Source organism: Mycobacterium pinniadriaticum, from assembly GCF_026242045.1.
Lineage (GTDB): Bacteria > Actinomycetota > Actinomycetes > Mycobacteriales > Mycobacteriaceae > Mycobacterium > Mycobacterium pinniadriaticum.
Map to the genome: position 1 here is coordinate 46,286 of NZ_JAPJDO010000020.1, position 13,581 is coordinate 59,866.

The 13,581-nt window shown below is 68.9% G+C and carries 15 protein-coding genes and 1 other RNA gene; 7 read left to right on the top strand and 9 right to left on the bottom strand.

Translation table 11 applies throughout. The features are described from left to right. Nucleotides 1-17: 17 nt before the first annotated feature. Nucleotides 18-833: an oxygenase MpaB family protein gene (locus ORI27_RS20460; RefSeq protein WP_265998848.1), complete on the bottom strand. Its 816-nt coding sequence runs from the start codon at nucleotides 831-833 to the stop codon at nucleotides 18-20. Nucleotides 834-935: 102 nt separating this feature from the next. Here ORI27_RS20460 and ORI27_RS20465 point away from each other — a divergent pair, with 102 nt between their 5' ends. Next, a complete protein-coding gene (locus ORI27_RS20465; protein ID WP_265998909.1) occupies nucleotides 936-1,841 on the top strand; it encodes a cobalamin biosynthesis protein in 906 nt (301 codons plus the stop codon). Here ORI27_RS20465 and ORI27_RS20470 read toward each other — a convergent pair. From ORI27_RS20470 to ORI27_RS20480, 3 genes are read right to left on the bottom strand one after another with little or no spacing between them, the layout of a single operon-like run. Beyond that, nucleotides 1,795-2,613, bottom strand: coding sequence for an SURF1 family cytochrome oxidase biogenesis protein (locus ORI27_RS20470; RefSeq protein ID WP_265998849.1), 819 nt, complete (start codon nucleotides 2,611-2,613; stop codon nucleotides 1,795-1,797). The genes ORI27_RS20465 and ORI27_RS20470 overlap by 47 nt on opposite strands. Continuing rightward, on the bottom strand, nucleotides 2,613-3,095 hold the full coding sequence (locus ORI27_RS20475; protein WP_265998851.1) for a low molecular weight protein-tyrosine-phosphatase: 483 nt from the start codon (nucleotides 3,093-3,095) through the stop codon (nucleotides 2,613-2,615). Before ORI27_RS20475 ends, ORI27_RS20470 begins: the two co-directional genes overlap by 1 nt. Nucleotides 3,096-3,132: 37 nt before the next feature. Continuing rightward, complete coding sequence (locus tag ORI27_RS20480) at nucleotides 3,133-3,804, bottom strand: HAD-IA family hydrolase (RefSeq protein ID WP_265998853.1); 672 nt, start codon at nucleotides 3,802-3,804, stop codon at nucleotides 3,133-3,135. Between the two features lie 58 nt (nucleotides 3,805-3,862). On the opposite strand from ORI27_RS20480, the gene ORI27_RS20485 reads away from it, so the two are divergent. The 3 genes from ORI27_RS20485 to ORI27_RS20495 are packed head-to-tail and all read left to right on the top strand — an operon-like array spanning nucleotide 3,863 to nucleotide 6,806. Further along, nucleotides 3,863-4,996: a Nif3-like dinuclear metal center hexameric protein gene (locus ORI27_RS20485; protein WP_265998854.1), complete on the top strand. Its 1,134-nt coding sequence runs from the start codon at nucleotides 3,863-3,865 to the stop codon at nucleotides 4,994-4,996. Beyond that, nucleotides 4,993-5,724, top strand: coding sequence for a zinc ribbon domain-containing protein (locus ORI27_RS20490; protein WP_265998855.1), 732 nt, complete (start codon nucleotides 4,993-4,995; stop codon nucleotides 5,722-5,724). The genes ORI27_RS20485 and ORI27_RS20490 overlap by 4 nt, the downstream gene beginning before the upstream one ends. Nucleotides 5,725-5,726: 2 nt before the next feature. Next, on the top strand, nucleotides 5,727-6,806 hold the full coding sequence (locus ORI27_RS20495) for a bifunctional RNase H/acid phosphatase (RefSeq protein WP_265998856.1): 1,080 nt from the start codon (nucleotides 5,727-5,729) through the stop codon (nucleotides 6,804-6,806). A 3-nt stretch (nucleotides 6,807-6,809) separates the two neighbouring features. Here the strand turns inward: ORI27_RS20495 and ORI27_RS20500 are convergent, their stop codons facing one another. Next, nucleotides 6,810-7,379, bottom strand: coding sequence for a helix-turn-helix domain-containing protein (locus ORI27_RS20500; RefSeq protein ID WP_265998857.1), 570 nt, complete (start codon nucleotides 7,377-7,379; stop codon nucleotides 6,810-6,812). A gap of 47 nt (nucleotides 7,380-7,426) precedes the next feature. Between ORI27_RS20500 and ORI27_RS20505 the strand changes: the two genes are divergently transcribed. Next, a complete protein-coding gene (locus ORI27_RS20505) occupies nucleotides 7,427-8,053 on the top strand; it encodes a class I SAM-dependent methyltransferase (protein WP_265998858.1) in 627 nt (208 codons plus the stop codon). On the opposite strand, the gene ORI27_RS20510 is transcribed toward ORI27_RS20505, so the two are convergent. Together ORI27_RS20510 and ORI27_RS20515 are read right to left on the bottom strand one after the other, a co-directional pair. Then, entirely contained in the window at nucleotides 8,043-8,963 is a 921-nt protein-coding gene (locus tag ORI27_RS20510; RefSeq protein WP_265998859.1) for a universal stress protein, read from the bottom strand. The genes ORI27_RS20505 and ORI27_RS20510 overlap by 11 nt on opposite strands. Before the next feature lie 108 nt (nucleotides 8,964-9,071). After that, entirely contained in the window at nucleotides 9,072-10,421 is a 1,350-nt protein-coding gene (locus ORI27_RS20515; RefSeq protein WP_265998861.1) for a hypothetical protein, read from the bottom strand. Nucleotides 10,422-10,532: 111 nt separating this feature from the next. On the opposite strand from ORI27_RS20515, the gene rnpB reads away from it, so the two are divergent. Both rnpB and ORI27_RS20525 read left to right on the top strand, forming a co-directional pair. Beyond that, an RNA gene (rnpB, locus tag ORI27_RS20520) (RNase P RNA component class A) lies at nucleotides 10,533-10,924 on the top strand. 267 nt (nucleotides 10,925-11,191) lie between these two features. Beyond that, entirely contained in the window at nucleotides 11,192-11,449 is a 258-nt protein-coding gene (locus ORI27_RS20525; RefSeq protein WP_265998863.1) for a hypothetical protein, read from the top strand. Between the two features lie 171 nt (nucleotides 11,450-11,620). Here ORI27_RS20525 and ORI27_RS20530 read toward each other — a convergent pair whose 3' ends face one another. Both ORI27_RS20530 and ORI27_RS20535 read right to left on the bottom strand, forming a co-directional pair. Then, nucleotides 11,621-11,773, bottom strand: coding sequence for a hypothetical protein (locus tag ORI27_RS20530; RefSeq protein WP_265998865.1), 153 nt, complete (start codon nucleotides 11,771-11,773; stop codon nucleotides 11,621-11,623). 276 nt (nucleotides 11,774-12,049) lie between these two features. Continuing rightward, entirely contained in the window at nucleotides 12,050-13,555 is a 1,506-nt protein-coding gene (locus ORI27_RS20535; RefSeq protein ID WP_265998867.1) for a CYTH and CHAD domain-containing protein, read from the bottom strand. Nucleotides 13,556-13,581 lie beyond the last annotated feature (26 nt).

The window sequence follows — 13,581 nt, forward strand, 5'->3', positions numbered from 1 at the left end:
AACGATTTCTGATGTCTTCAGACTATCCGCTGCCCGCGCCGGGCCCTGGCCCGCATGTCCCACAGATACAGCTGATAACCGAAAATCCAGGCCTGGTGCGGGATCAGCCGATCCGCCAGCCGCAGCGCGGCCAGCAGCCATTCGAAGCGGCGCTGCCGACCCGCGTCCCACGGCAGGCGCATCATCGACCGGAACTCGGGCGGCAGAAACCCGGTGGTGGCGAACAGGTTGAACCGGCCCAGCGTCGCCCGCACCGGCCACGGCATGAACGCCATGGCCGCAACACCTTTGAGATGCTCGCGTACGGGCGGGTCGATGCTCAGGTCGTCCAGCGACCGCTTCCAGTACTCGTCGAAAGCCGCGCGGTCGGGCGGCCACATGCTCGCCCGCACCTGCAGCGTGGTGCCCAGACGGCTGGCGTCGGCGTACACCGCGTCGGCCGCGGCATCGTCGAGCGGACCGTACAGGAACTCGTGCTGGTCGATGTAATAGCGATACAGGCAGGCCGCCACCCACAGTTGCAGCCGCGGATCGAAGGCGCGGTAGGAGACCGGGCTGGCCGGGCCCGAACGGACCTGGGCGTGCGCGGTGTCCACCGCGGAGCGGATGAGGTCACGGTCGGCATCGGTGCCGATGGTGGCCGCCGCCAGATAGGTGCCGGTGGTGCGCGCCCGCTTGATCGGATGCTTGTAGACGTTGCCGCTGTCCACCGGGCTCTCGAGAACGCCGTAGCCGACGCCGGGATGGGCCAGCTGCATGATGACGTTGGCCGCCGGCGCCAGCACCGCCGCCGGATTGAGCAGGTCGGAAACCCTCCTGGGATGTCGCGTCATCGCGCCCTCATGGGGGCAGTACATCACGTGTGAGAGAGTGCCGGGGTGTTTGCGCGCAGACGGTGGGCCGGTGTCGGCATCCTTGCCGCGCAGCTGGCCGACATGGTTCTCGGTGATCCCTCGCACGGTCATCCGGTGGCGGGGTTCGGTTGGTGTGCAGCCGCACTCGAGAAGCTGACCTATCGCGACAGCCGGGGTGCGGGTGCACTGCATGTCGGTGTGCTGTTGGGTGGACTGGCCGGCGCCGGTGTGCTGGTGCAGCGTGAAGCCCGCGGCCCGCTGCTGGCCGTGACAACGGCCGCCGCCACCTGGGCCTCCCTCGGGGGAACCACATTGGGCCGCACCGGTGAGCGGGTGGCCGACCTGCTGGCCAGCGATGACATCGACGGCGCCAGGGCGCTGCTGCCGTCGCTGTGCGGTCGCGACCCGTCGGCGCTCGACGCCGACGGGTTGGCCCGGGCGGCCCTGGAATCGGTGGCGGAGAACACCTCGGACGCCCACGTCGCGCCGCTGTTGTGGGCCGCGGTCGGGGGAGTGCCCGGCGTCGTGGTGTATCGCGGCGTCAACACCTTGGATGCGATGATCGGGCACCGCTCGCCGCGCTATGCCCGGTTCGGTTGGGCGGCAGCACGTTTGGACGATATCGCCAATTATGCGGCGGCGCGGGTAGGCGGCGCGCTGGTGGTCGTATGCGCGCCGCTGGTCGGCGGTTCGCCGGGCGGCGCGCTGCGGGCGTGGCGCCGCGACGCGGCGCGGCACCCGAGCCCGAACGCCGGCGTGGTGGAGGCAGCGTTCGCCGGTGCGCTGGGTGCACGCCTCGGCGGCCCGACCCAGTACCACCATCAGCTCGAGATCCGCCCCACTCTCGGCGACGGTCACATCCCCGGCGTCGACGACCTGCGCCGGGCGGTGCGGCTGTCGCGCACGGTTCAGGCGGCCGCGGCGCTGGTCGCGGTCGGTATCACTGCCGTCGGCCGTAGCGGTCGGCGAGCTTGTCCTCGACGGTGACCGGGCCCGCCGGCTTGGCGGCGGCGGCCGCGGCCTCGCGGCGGCGGGCGCGGATCTCCGAATATGCGAAGTAGCCCAGCCCGATGGGCGCCACGATGCCGAAAGCGATCCACTGGATGCCGTACGACAGGAACGGCCCGGCATCCAGATGTGGCAACTCCGCCACTCCCAGCGCGCCCGGCTGATTCTCCACGAGCTGCAGATACGAACCCGCCAATGGCACCAGCTTCACCGCCGACACCACCTGGGTGTCGATCGCGTACACCTGGGTGTAGCCGCCCTCGCTGAAGGGCGGTTTGTCGGCCGGGGCGGTCTCGGAGTCACGCAGCCGCGCGGTGATCGTCACCGTGCCCGACGGCGCGGGCGCGATATCGGGCACCTTCGCACCCTGTACCGCGAGCACATAACCCCGGTCGACCAGCACCGTGGGGCCACCGTCCACCGCGAAGGGCACCAGCACCTCGAAGGCGGGCGCGCCGCCCACCACGCGCAGGCGGGCCAGCACCTGATCGTCGGGCAGGTAGTGGCCGGTGGCCGTCACCTGACGCCACTGCGCGTCTGGTGCCGACGAATCCTGATGCGGCAGAAGTGTTGTCACCGGGACGGGATCGGCTTTCAGCGAGGTCTCGATCTGGTGATTCTCCCGGTTGGCCTTGCTGTTCTTACCCAGCTGCCATGGCGCCAGGACGGTGAAGCACAGATAGGCGAAGGCCACCACCACCAACGCCAGGGCCAGCCAGCCCGGGCGCAGCAGGAACGTCAGCCGCTTCATCAGCCGGTCAGGTCCGCCCCGGCCAGCCGTTCGTCGACCCAGGCGTGCAGGCCGGGCAGGGCCGCCTCGATCACGGTGAACGTCTCCTCGAAATCGGCGTGGCCGCCGTAGTAGGGGTCCTCGACATCGTCGGGATGCCGACCCGACCGCGGGTCGAACGACCGCAGCAATCGCACCCGCTCAGGCTCGACGCCGAGGTGGGTCAGCATCCGCAGATGATTGCGGCCCAGTGCGATGACCAGATCGGCCCCCAGATGGTCGTCGCCCACCTGGGCCGCGCGGTGCTCGGTCGGGTAGCCGTGCTGGCGCAGGACGATGTTGGCGCGCTCGTCGGCCCCGTCGCCGACATGCCAGTTACCGGTCCCGGCGCTGGTCACCCGGACCAGGTCGGCCAGGCCGCGCTGGTCGATCTGGTGGGCGAACATCTTCTCCGCCATCGGGGAGCGGCAGATGTTCCCCGAACACACGAACGTGATGTGCACAGCCCGATCCCCGGGTCGCTGCGCTCCTGCCCCTGGTCTAGACACCGAGCACCTCACGCAGCGCCGAAACCGTCGGGACGTGGGCGGCGGCCGCCTCGGCGGCGTGCGGCTCGAGGAAATCGCTCGCGCCGTAGCCCCACCCGACCACGATCGTGCCGATACCGTGTTCGGCCGCGCCCTCCACGTCGTGCGCGCGGTCACCGACCATCAGCAGCCGGTCGGGCAGCGGATGGAGCTGGCGCAGTGCGTGGGCCAGCACGTCGGCCTTGCTTGACCGTGAACCGTCGGGGCTGGCGCCGGCGATCACGTCGAAGTAGTCGGCCAGCTCGAAATGTTCGAGGATCCGCCGGGCGGTGGGCTCGGCCTTGGAGGTGGCCACCGCCAGCCGAATCCCGGCCGCGCGTAGGTCGCCCAGCAGCTGCGGAATCCCGTCGAACAGGCTGTTCATCGCCCAGCCCCGGCTGGTGTAGTCAGCGCGGTAGGCCGCGATCGCCTCGTCGGCGCGTTCGCCCAGCCCCATGCCGGCCAGGGTCAGATGCATCGGTGGGCCGACTACCCGGCCGGCCAGGTCACCGGCGGGCACGTCGGCGCCGACCGCGGCCAGCGCGTGCCGGAAGCTGGCCACGATGCCGTCGGCCGAGTCGGTGAGAGTCCCGTCGAGATCGAAGATCACCAACTGAGGACGAGTATCGGAGGCCGTGCATGTCACCCGACCATTGTGGCCGATCGTCGCGCACTACTGTGCTTGACGTGGTGGAGCAGACGTCATGAGCGTGAAACTGGCCGAGGTCATCGCCGTGCTCGACGCCGTCTACCCACCCGGCCTGGCGCAGGGCTGGGACTCCGTTGGCCTGGTATGCGGCGACCCCGACGACGTCGTCGACTCGGTGACTGTGGCCGTGGACGCCACCACCGACGTCGTGGCGACGGTGGGCCCGCGCGGGCTGCTGCTGGCTCACCACCCGCTGCTATTACGCGGGGTGGACACGGTGGCGGCCAGCACCCCGAAGGGCGCGCTGATTCACCGCCTGATCCGGGCCCGGGCCGCGCTGTTCACCGCCCACACCAACGCCGACTCGGCCAACCCGGGGGTGTCTGACGCGCTGGCCGACGTCCTCGGGCTGACGGTCGACGGCGTACTCGATCCGATCGCCGCCGGTCCCGACACCGACAAATGGGTGATCTTCACCCCGCCCGCCGACGCCGAAGCGGTCCGGGCGGCCGTGTTCGCCGCGGGCGCGGGCCACATCGGCGATTACGCGCAGTGCAGTTGGAGTGTGGCCGGCACCGGCCAGTTCCTGCCACTCGACGGTGCCTCACCGGCCGTCGGAACGGTTGGCTCGCTGGAGCGGGTCGACGCGGACCGCGTCGAGGTGGTGGCTCCGACGCGGCTGCGCGCTCAGATTCTGGCGGCCATCCGGGCCTCGCATCCCTACGAGGAGCCGGCGTTCGACGTGGTGCCGCGGGCCCCGCTGCCGGCCGGGGTGGGAATCGGCCGGATCGGCACACTGGCGCACCCGCTGCGGTTCGGCGATTTCGTCGCACGAGCTCACGCGGTGCTACCGCAGACCACCTGGGGGGTACGCGCCGCGGGCGACCCGGATGCGCCGGTGGCCCGCGTGGCGGTGTGCGGGGGCGCCGGCGATTCCCTGCTGGGCGCGGCCGCCGCCGCTGGGGTGGACGCCTACCTCACCGCCGACCTGCGCCACCATCCCGCCGACGAGCATCGACGGGCCAGTGGCGTCGGGTTGATCGACGTCGCACACTGGGCCAGCGAGTATCCGTGGTGCGCGCAGGCCGCATCGCTGCTGCGCGGCCATTTCGGCGCCGCGCTGCCCGTCGATGTCTGCACTCTGCGCACCGACCCGTGGAACATCGATAGTTCGAAAGGCACGTCGTGAAAGCTGAATTGGCACAGCAGCGTTCGCTCCTGGAGCTGGCCGAGCTGGACGCCGAGCTGGCCCGGCTGGCCCACCGTGCGGCCAATCTGCCCGAGCAGCAGAGCTACGAGGAGGCACAGACCGACTATCGCGAAGCCGGTGATCGACTGGCCGCGCTGGCGATCGCGCTCGAGGATATCGACGCCCAGGTGGTCCGGTTCGAATCCGAAATCGAGGGGGTTCGCCAACGTGAGGACCGCGATCGGAAACTGCTCGATTCCGGCACCGTCAACCCCAAGCAGCTCGAAGAGTTGCAGCACGAGCTGGAGACGTTGGAGCGCAGGCAGGCCAGCCTGGAGGATTCGCTGCTCGAGGTGATGGAGCGGGTCGAACAACTGACCGGCGACCAGGCTGCCGAACGCGCGAAAGTCGAAGCGCTCCAAGCGGGTCTGACCACCGCGGGGCACAATCGCGACGAGGCGCTGACCGAGATCGACCAGCTGCGTGGTCAGCGCACGGCTCAGCGGGACGCGATCATCGCCGGGCTGGACCCGTCGCTGGCGCAACTCTACGAGCGGCAGCGCGCGGCGTCTGGTGCCGGGGCCGCCCGGCTGCTGGGCCGACGGTGTGGCGCCTGCCGCATCGAACTCGATCGCGGTGAGCTGGCCAGGATCTCGGCCGCACCGGAGGACGAGGTCGTGCGCTGCCCGGAATGTCAGGCCATCCTGCTACGCCTCGGCGGGGCGTAGTCGTGAAGGTGCTCATCGAGGCCGACGGCGGATCGCGGGGCAACCCCGGCCCGGCCGGCTACGGATGTGTTGTCTACTCGGCCGATCACCAGACGGTCCTGGCCGAGCACGGGCAGGCGATCGGGATCACCACCAACAACGTCGCCGAGTACCGCGGGCTGATCGCCGGACTCGAGGAGGCCCGCCGGCTCGGCGCCAATGAGGTTGACGTCTTTATGGATTCGAAGCTCGTGGTGGAGCAGATGGCCGGCCGGTGGAAGGTCAAACACGCCGGGTTGGCCGAGCTCCACCAGCAGGCACGTGCGCTGGCGTCGACGTTCGACTCGGTGATCTACCAATGGATTCCACGCGAACAGAACCCCTACGCCGACCGGCTGGCCAACGAAGCCATGAACGCTGCCGCCAACGCGGCCGACCCACCGGCCGCAGCGGTGGCTATGCCTCCGGCGGCCTGGACGGGCAATCAGGGTGCCCCGACCCGGCTACTGCTGCTGCGGCACGGGCAGACCCAGTTCTCGCGCGAGCGCCGCTATTCGGGCCGCGGTAACCCCGAACTGACCGATGCCGGTCGTGGCCAGGCGCAGGCCGCGGCCCGCTACCTCGCCGAGCGCGGTGGTATCGACGCGGTGATCACGTCGCCGCTGCGGCGTTCGTATGACACCGCCGCGGCCGCCGCGGCGGCGCTCGGACTGGACGTGACGGTCGACGAGGATCTGATCGAGACGGATTTCGGCGCCTGGGAGGGGCTGACGTTCGGCGAGGCCCGCGAACGTGACCCGGAACTGCACGGCCGCTGGCTGCGCGACACCAGTCTGCACCCGCCCGCCGGGGAGAGTTTCGACGAAGTCTCCGATCGGGTTCAGCGGGCCCGCACCCGGATCCTCGCTGACCATCCGGGCGGCACCGTGCTGGTGGTCTCGCATGTGACGCCGATCAAGACCCTGCTGCGACTGGCCTTGGACGCCGGCACCGGCATCCTGCACCGGTTGCACCTGGACCTGGCGTCGCTGAGCATCGCGGAGTTCTATCCCGACGGCGGATCGTCGGTGCGGCTGGTGAACCAGACCGCCTACCTCGGCTGAGTCCTAACCCAACAGGTGCACCCGTTCCCCGTGTGGGCCGAACAGGGTAAGGGCCTCCACCGGGCCGTCGACGGCGCCGAACCAGTGCGGTGTCCAGGTGCTGAACTCCACCGCTTCACCCGGGGAGATGACGTAGTCCTGCTCGCCCAGGATCAGCCGCAACCGGCCGGACAGCACGTAGAGCCATTCCTGACCTTCGTGGGTGGGCAATTCGGCCGGCGGGGTCTGCCGCCGCGCACTGATCCGGATCTTGAAGGCCTGCAGCCCGCCGGCCCCGCCGTGGCGGGTCAGCGGCCAGAAGGTGATCAGGTTCCTGGTGTGGGACGACGGGTGAACCCGCGGGTCGAGGGCCGGGGAGGCCCCGAGCAGTTCGTCGGTGCTGACCGACAGTGCCGCGGCCAGCCTCGGCAGATGGTCGAGCGCGAGCCGGCGTTTGCCCGATTCCAGCCGGCTCAACGTCGACACATCGATACCGGCCCGCGACGCCACGTCCTCGAGGGTCAGGCCGAGCCGCCCGCGCAGTTCCCGCAGCCGCCTGCGCACCCGGAGATCTACGTCGTCGTTTGCCTGCATGGCAAAAAACATTGCCACCATGGGTGTGCTTTGGGCAAGCTCGGGACATGGATACCGACCACCACGCCCATTGGGAGACGCGCTACGCGGAGAAGCCGCGGATCTGGAGCGGACGCCCCAACACTCGCCTCGCCGAGATCGCAGCCGAGCTCACCGGTACCCGCGCCCTGGATCTGGGCTGCGGCGAGGGCGGCGACGCCATGTGGCTGGCCGAACACGGCTGGCAGGTCGTCGCCGTCGACGTCTCCACGACCGCGCTGGCCCGTGCCGCCGAAGACGCCCGAGCGCGAGGGGTACTGGGGCACATCGACTTCCAGCAACACGATCTGACTCAGACCCTCCCGGAGGGCCCGTTCGATCTGGTGTCGGCACACTTCTTCCACACCATGCTGGAGATGGACCGGCTGGCGATTCTGCGCCGGGCGGCCGCCACCGTAGCGCCGGGGGGCACCTTGCTGATCGTCGACCATGGTGCGGCCCCGCCATGGGCCCCCGAAGAGGTGCATCACCACGAATTCCCGTCCGCGCAGGAGGTATTGGCCGGACTGACGCTCGACGACGCACAGTGGGAGACGGTGCGGCTGGGGCCCGCCGAACGTGACGCCGTCGGGCCCGACGGCCAGCAGGTCCGCCTCATCGACAACGTCATCCAGATGCGACGAATCAGCTCTTAGCGGAACGGGTTCGAGCGACGATCACCGGGATGAGTGCGGAATTGACGATTGCCGCGCCGACCGAGCCGAGCAGCATTCCCTCGAATCCGCCCCGACCGTGGCTACCGACCACGATGAGCTGGGCACTCTGCGCCCGTTCGAGTAGCCGTGGGGTCGGTCGGTCGCACACGACGTGCCTGTGCACGGTGACATCGGGGTAACGTTCCCGCCACCCGGCGAGGCGTTCGGCGAGGACCTCCTCTTCGGCCACCTTGATGTTTCTCCACTCGATCGGCGCCCAGTTGACGCTGGCGAAGTCGATGGGCCCCATGTCACTCCAGGCGTGCATCGCCACCAGGTCCACACCGCGACGCGATGCCTCGTCGAACGCGATCTCGGTGGCGTACTCCGAGCACGCCGAGCCGTCGATACCCACGATCACCGGCGCACCGGCGGTAGCCGCGGTGGGCGGGGTCTCCTCGTGGATCACCGCGACCGGGCAGTGGGCGTGGTGGACGAGCCCGGAGCTGACCGAGCCGAGCAGGGCGCGAGACACCGCGCCCTGTCCCCGGCAGCCCACCACGAACAGGTCGGCCGAATCGGACAGGTCGACGAGCGTGGAGACGATCGGGCCGTGCAGGATCTCGGTCGAAACCTGTTCGGCGGAAAGGGCGGACGCTGCCAGCGCCGCCTCGCGGGCCCGGGCGAGAGCTTGGTCTGCCTCGTCCTCCTGCCATTGGGTGTACTCCGCCGGCGCCGTGACCTCCGGCCACGGTTCGGCCGCCAAGATGATCGGAGCCACGACATAGACCAGTGTGAGCGGCACGCCGCGCAACTCGGCATCATGGGCAGCCCATTGCACCGCGGTGGTCGAACACGCCGAGCCGTCGACGCCCGCGATAACTCCCTGCGGTGATTCTCCGCGTGTCATCGAGATCCTCTCGTTGAGTCTTCTTGGTTTCGACGCTAGATACGGGGGGCGACCCACGCAGGAGTCATTCGTCACAAGACCGCCGGGTCGAAACTCCTCGGCGCGACGTTACTCGTCAGAACTGCGGGAACTGCGTAGGCCCGCCACGAGACGGTCGAGGAGCAGCACCAGCAGGGCGGCCGCACCCGCGCCGGCGAACACCAGGACCGCGAATCGGACATCGTTCATCAGTGCGGGATTGACCAGCATGACGCCCGCCAGGCTCAGCATCACCAACCCGCCGATCAGCTTCAGCAGCCGACCCTGGCGCTCCTGGAGCTTGGTCGCCCGCATCGTGACCACCGCGGCGCCGAATATCGCCAGCTCGTCGAGTTGGTACACCACCATGTAGAGGGCCAACAGCAGCACGAAGATGACCGGCGTGACCTCGTGGGACGCCATCAGATTGGTCCACAACACCGGGAAACCCGCGGTGCAGGCGAGTTCGACGAACGACACGCCGGCCGCCAGCAGGGTGGTGGCGCCGATGAGGGCCGGCATCGAATCAGCGGAGGCGAGCACGCGGCGCATCCGTTGGTAGATGCCCGGTTTCTGGCCTTCCGGAATCGAGAGCGACACACCCTTCTTGAACCAGAAGAAGTCCTTGATGTTGATCAGCCCGAACACCCCGGCGATCAGGGCGACAACGGTACGTACCCAGGGCGCCAGGCTCAGGACCGTGAAGACGGAGAACAGCCCCGCGATGAACAGCGCATACACCAGCGCGGTCACGAAGATGTAGACCAGCCCGATCGTGGCGATCGTGCGCCGCGAGCCGGTACGCAGCGTCAGCGCCAGCAAGACCGAGAGCACCCACAGCGAGCACGGATTGAAACCGTCGACTGCGGCGATGAGCAGCGTGGTCAGCACCAGCGACTGATGGCTGGCATCGATGTCCCCGATGAGGGGCAATCGGATGACGTCCGCTATGGGGCCCGGTCCTTCCGGAGGCGGTCGTGAGTCGGCGGACTGCTCCGGCCCCGCTACGACGACGCCCGCCCCGGCGTCCGGGCAGCCGTGCGCGAGGCATCGGGCCACCGCGGCCTCCAACTGTCGTGGCGTCGAGGGCTCTGAGTAGCCGACCCAATGCTGATCGCCCAGGAAGAACACCGGCACACCGGTGGGTGTGAACCCGAACTTATCGGCCATGTCGACCAACAACCGCTGGTTGTCGCTGTTGCCGCGGACCTCGAAGTCGCGTACCTCCAGGCCCGGATAGCGTTCTCGTAGCTGCGTGAGCATCGGTTTCGCGGCCCCGCAGTGCGGGCAGCCCTCGCCCCAGAAGAAATACAGCGTGACCCGCCCGGGCGGGTCCGCCAAGCCGCGAACGGGCCCGGCCAGCGTTCCGAGGGCCAGCACAATCGCCAGCAGCACGAGGCCGAGCCCAGCACGTCTGCCCAGGCGGCGATGGGTTGCCACAGCTCTCCCCTCGTGGACCATGGATGATCGGGGACCACGACGACCGGATTGACCATCAAGTATTGCCACTCGCGGAACAGCCGTGCCAGGCAGTACGTTGTTTGACGCGAACGAGTTGGCCGGGCGGCCGCGGCTCTTGACGAGTCGAGGAAAGTCCGGACTTCACAGAGCAGGGTGATTGCTAACGGCAATCCGAGGTGACTCGCGGGACAGTGCCACAGAAAACAAACCGCCACCCCCGGGTGGTAAGGGTGAAACGGTGCGGTAAGAGCGCACCAGCATTCCGGGTGACCGGGATGGCTCGGTAAACCCCACCCGAAGCAAGGCCAAGAGGCCGCACCTGGTGCGGCTGCGCAGGCGATCGAGGGCTGCTCGCCTGAGCCTGCGGGTAGGCCGCTCGAGGCACCCGGCGACGGTGTGCCCAGATGGATGGTCGCCGCCGTCCCGCCGCGGTCAACCGTGGCGGGGCGGGACAGAATCCGGCTTACAGGCCAACTCGTTCGCCCTCGCTCTGCGACCTGCTGATCCACTCCGGGCCGTAGGCCCGCAGATTGTCCAGGTGCCGAGTCGATCGCGTCTCGCGTCCGGTCGTCGGAATCCGGTCGGGCCGCCCCGGACTGGTGGTCCTTCGGCCCGCCTCCGGCATGGCGCGGACTCAGCCAACCTCAGCCACCGATAGGTCGGCTGCGGGGGCGCGGAAACCGTATGGAACGGTCCCGATAACCTGCGAGAATCAACAGCTTTGATTCTTGGCAAGGGAGCGATCTGACATGACCGATAAATGGTTCACCGACCTCGGCGCCCCGGGACAGTTGACCCTCGCTGATCTGTGCGACCAAATCGAGCAAAAAATCCATACCAACGCCGACAACTACAAGTTGCCGCAGGAGTTCCCGGACTGGCAGTCATGCGTGGAAGATCGGGACGCCACCATCTCGAAGTTGAACGCGGCCGTTGTCAACCTTTGCCAGATGGTGGAGTATCTGGCATCGGAGCATCAGCGCAGCGCCAGCCACCCCACCACGTAATTCCGGGGATCCGCCTGCCACGCGTGCGGCAGCGGGTCTGGTCCGGGTGTCGTCCGCCGAGCGTCCGCACAAGAATTGGCGGCTGTCGTCGGCAGCCAACACAGCGTGCCCATACAAACGCTCGGGTGACATCTTCCGGCTTACCGGCCAAGCGCGGATGAGGGACGTGTTCTACGTTCTTCTGCTACCGCCGACACCGTGGGCCGCTGGATGTGCGGCAGCCTTGTGGCCGGTGTTGTCGATCGCGGCGGCCCCACCGACCTTGACGCCGTTGATGTTGAAGCCGGAGCCGACTTTGGTGACCGCTGCGTCCGTTTGGAACAACGAGCCCGCTATCGCCAGGGGCCCGGGCCCGCAGTCGCATGGTTCCCCGGCACGACCGAGGTGCCGGTGCTGAACACCGTGAAAGCCCAGCTCGCCACCGCGCCGCCCGGTGGCTGGCCAGCCTGGGTATAGGTAAGCGTGCCCGACAGCGAGGTCGCATTGTTGAATTCGCCGACGGCCGCAGTTGTGGAGTTTTGTCCGCCGGCGTCGAGGAGGAGGCTGGCCTAGGGGCAAGTATTGCGCTACTTGTTGCTGGTCAAGGAGGCGTCGAAACCGTCAGTGCGCCTTCTTGAAGGCCTTCCGCAGGGCGCTCAGCGCGTCGTCGAGTTGCTCACGGCACCGGTTCGCCAGATCGTCCTCAAGCTGATAGAGCAGGCCGTAGGTGAAGGTGTCTTCACCGGCCGCGTACGCGGCCAGCGACTGCTGAGCGAGGTGTGCGCGGGCGACCACACTGTCCTGATGATCGCCGAGCAGGGTCTGGATGGTCTTCGCCCGATCCGACACCTTGGGCTCGCCGGTGGCCGCAGCCACATAACGAAGCCGTTTGGCGCCCTTGCGGATCCGGTGCAGTGCCTCGTCTCGATGTTCGGTGGCCGCCGCCGCGTTCTTGGCGGCCTTGCGCACCCGCCGGTAGGCCGAGTCGATGCTCACCGGTGCCGGCTCCTCGCCGGGAGCGGCCTCCGGCGGCTGCGTGGCCACCAGCTCCTCCAGTGCGTCGAGCAGGCGGAAGTAGCGGGCCGACCGCATCGCGGACAGCGATCGCCGCAGACCGGACTGATAGCCGCGCTGGGCCCCCTCGACCAGACGCTCGTACACCGGACCGCGCACCAGCTCCGACGGGAGGCCCTTCAGCGCCGCCTCGTAGCGTTCGGCGAGCACCTCGGCGTCGCGGGCGACCCCCAGCACGGCGGCCAGCTGGCGCAGCTCGTCGAGGATCCAGGCGTCGTCGGTCAGCCCGAACGACTCCTCGGACGCCTGCAACAGGCTGCGAATCTTGCGGGTGATCACCCGCATCTGATGAACGGAGTCGTACGTGTCGGCCCGCACCGCGCGGTCCCACACCAGCAGCTGCTCCACCTGCTCGGCGACCGCCTGATGCACGGGATCCGAGGACACCTCGGGCTCCTCGGGCGCCGTGGCGGCGGTATCGAGCACCTTCGCCAGCTTGGATCCGTGCCCGGCCGGCACCGCGCCGGCGTCAAGGAGCCGGTTTCCCAGCCGCTGCAGCAGGTCTGTGGCGCCGTCCATCTCGCCGTCGACCAACTCCAGCTCCCACTCGTGCCAGCGCTGTTCCTCCCCGGTCCCGCCGTCGCCCGGGTCGAGTGCCCAGGCACTGACCTCGTCGTCACAGAACTCCGCCAACGCCGCGCCGTCACCGCCGTAGAGCATCACCACATTGCGGGCCGTCGCGATGCGCGCCACCGGCGCCAACGGGCGGTTGCGGACGATCGCCAGCACGATGTCGAGCAGATCCGCCGGCACCGTCGCCTCGCCGGCCTCGGCGGACGTGTCCAGCGGCGCGTGAACCTCGGTTCGGGCGTCGGGCCCGGCGGGCAGCTTCAGATGCCAGCCGGCATCGGGGCCGCCGGTGCGGCGCCGCAGGGTGATCCGGTGGGCGGCCAGGTCGCGTCCGGGGGTGTCGAAGTACACGGCGTCCAGTGACTGTGCCGGCTGTCGCTCCACGCGGGCAACGGCGGCGAGTCCGTCGAAGGACGGGAACACCGTGCCTGCTGGCACGTCGAACTTCTTCTCCACCTCGACATGGCGGTTACCAGAACCCATCTTCACCTTCACTCGCGACGATCACC